Source organism: Actinosynnema sp. (assembly GCF_052038725.1).
In genome coordinates this window covers 1-1,633 of record NZ_JBQGCX010001170.1, presented here as the reverse complement: position 1 = coordinate 1,633, position 1,633 = coordinate 1, and the positions used below count along the sequence as shown (strand labels likewise).

2 protein-coding genes and 1 pseudogene are annotated in these 1,633 nt (G+C 75.3%); 1 reads left to right on the top strand and 2 read right to left on the bottom strand.

Going from position 1 to position 1,633, the window contains the following annotated elements; translation table 11 throughout:
• Positions 1–284, bottom strand: a pseudogene (locus tag ACTUAL_RS24515) (hypothetical protein); the annotation flags it as partial.
• Between the two features lie 5 nt (positions 285–289).
• Positions 290–784: a DUF3145 domain-containing protein gene (locus tag ACTUAL_RS24510; RefSeq protein ID WP_440901906.1), complete on the bottom strand. Its 495-nt coding sequence runs from the start codon at positions 782–784 to the stop codon at positions 290–292.
• Positions 785–1,029: 245 nt separating this feature from the next.
• Here ACTUAL_RS24510 and ACTUAL_RS24505 point away from each other — a divergent pair, with 245 nt between their 5' ends.
• Entirely contained in the window at positions 1,030–1,455 is a 426-nt protein-coding gene (locus ACTUAL_RS24505; RefSeq protein ID WP_440901905.1) for a hypothetical protein, read from the top strand.
• The last annotated feature ends 178 nt before the right edge of the window (positions 1,456–1,633 follow it).

Here is a 1,633-nt window from a genome sequence, read left to right as displayed (position 1 = left end):
AAGGCCCCGGCCAGCGCGACCAGCGCCCCCGGGGTCGGGCTGCGCGCCGCGCGCGCCCACACCAGCCCGGCGGCGAGCAGCAGCACCCCGAGCACACCCAGCACGAGCCCCAGCAGGAGCTGCACGCCCAGCCACCCCGCGGCACCGTCGACGGGGGCCAGGGCGAGCCCGGTCGCGACGGCCGCCAGCGCGCCGCCGTAGACGACGACCCGGGACCGGTGGTCCTCCCACGCCGACCGCGCGGTGGCGCGGTCGCCGGACAGCAGGCGGAGCAGGGGCCCCACCGGGCTCATCCCACCCGGTGCAGCCACCGCACCTGCGCGTCGTCGCCCGCGTGACGGACCGGCTCGAGCTCGCGGTCCCACGCCGAGCCGAGCGCGGTCTCCAGCCGGTGACGGACCTCGACGGGGTCGGTCTCGGCCAGCGCGGCGCGGACCCGGTCCTCGGGCACGACGGTGTTGCCGTGCACGTCCATGACGGCGTGGAACAGGCCGAGGTCGGGCACGTGGCTGAAGCGGGCCCCGTCGCAGCCGCGGCTGGGCTCCTCGGTGACCTCGTAACGCAGGTCGGACCAGCCGCGCAGGGCGCTCGCGAGCAGCGCGCCCGTGCCCTGCTCGCCCTGCCACGACAGCTCGGTGCGGTACAGGGCGGGGCTCAGCGGCTGCGGGGTCCACTCCAGGTCGACGCGCATGCCGAGCACGCGCCCGGTGGCCCACTCCACGTGCGGGCACACAGCGCGTGCAGCGGAGTGCACGAACAGCACACCGCGGGTGACGACAGCCATGGTCTCTCCTCCACGTCCGAGGGTCGTCTTCCCCAACGGCCTCGATCACGGAGCAGCCTGCACGGTTGCGGCCAGTGTGACGCATGTGACGCGCCGGTACCACCCCACCGGTCGAGACGGGACCCCGTGGTGTTCGTCACCCCGACGGACTCGGCCCCCAGGGGTCAAGCCGGGGCGCCGACCTGCCGATCCCCCCTGCGCCGGGTGCGAACCGCTCGCCCCGCGCGACCAGACGGAGGACCACGATGGACGGTGCCGAGCTCCTCGCCGCGCAGGCCTACGACGAGGGCGTCATCACCGAGGTGATCCGCCCGGCGGCGATCGTGCCCGAGGGCGCGGCGCGGGCGATCCTCGTCGAGCTGAGTCTCGGCGACGTCAGCAACGGGGGCGTGTGGCACTCCACCACCACCATGTGGTCCCGCTACGACCGGCCGTGGTCCGGCTCCCCCGCCTCGACCGGCGCCGAGCTCATCGGCAACATCCAGGTGGCCTACGGCACCCCCACCAAGTACGAGATCACGCTGTACCGCGTCACGGTCACCCGCTTCGGTCAGGAGAACGGCTGGACGGTGGAGCTGCTGAGCGACGAGGCCCTCGGCTACGGCGGCCTCACCCTCGCCGAGTGCCCGCGCGCCGCCCTCAACGCCCCGCCCAAGCCGTTCCGGTACTGAGCCCGCGACGGGGTTAGGCTCGCCGTCCCAGCAGCCCGCGGGCACCAGCCCGCGGGGCAGACCCAGGGGCGGAGGTGCGGACGTGGCCGGAGCACCGGTGTGGGTCTCGCTGCTCGCGCACGCCGCGGGCGGCGTGGACTGGCAGCGCGCGCTGCGCCGCACGGGCATGCCGTTCGCC

Coding starts and splice junctions, on each gene's coding strand:
- ACTUAL_RS24505 (WP_440901905.1), top strand. CDS start 1,030: ATGGACGGTGCCGAGCTCCTCGCCGCGCAGGCCTACGACGAGGGCGTC.
- ACTUAL_RS24510 (WP_440901906.1), bottom strand. CDS start 784: ATGGCTGTCGTCACCCGCGGTGTGCTGTTCGTGCACTCCGCTGCACGC.